At 54.8% G+C, this 599-nt stretch carries 1 protein-coding gene; it reads left to right on the forward strand.

Annotated features, from left to right (window positions below):
* Positions 1–599: class I adenylate cyclase (locus CSV68_RS16505; RefSeq protein WP_199175045.1), on the forward strand; the 599-nt coding region annotated here is incomplete at both ends.

The raw sequence follows: 599 nt of genomic DNA on the forward strand, positions 1-599 counted from the left end.
AGCCTATTCCTGGGAATACCCCACGCCGCGTTTGCTGGCGAAAGATATCAAACAGCGTCTGCACGACGGAGAAATTGTCTCCTACGGGCTGGATGCTTACTGCATGATGCTTGAACGCGTCACCGAATACCTGAAAGCCATTGATGACACCACGCGTCTCGATCTGGTGCGTCGATGTTTCTATCTCAAAGTCTGTGAAAAACTCAGCCGCGAACGCGCATGCGTGGGCTGGCGTCGTGAAGTGGTCAGTCAGTTGGTGAAAGAGTGGGGATGGGACGAAGAACGTCTGTCTATGCTTGATAACCGCGCCAACTGGAAAATCGATCAGGTGCGTGAAGCGCACAACGAACTGCTCGATGCCATGATGCAAAGCTACCGCAACCTTATCCGCTTTGCGCGTCGTAACAATCTCAGCGTTTCCGCCAGCCCGCAGGACATCGGGGTATTGACGCGTAAACTGTACGCGGCGTTTGAAGCATTGCCGGGTAAAGTCACGCTGGTTAACCCGCAGATTTCACCGGACCTGTCAGAACCGAACCTGACCTTTATCTATGTGCCGCCGGGCCGCGCAAACCGCACCGGGTGGTACCTGTACAACC

It is taken from the genome of Sporosarcina sp. P29 (assembly GCF_002743265.1).
Taxonomy (GTDB): domain Bacteria; phylum Bacillota; class Bacilli; order Bacillales_A; family Planococcaceae; genus Sporosarcina.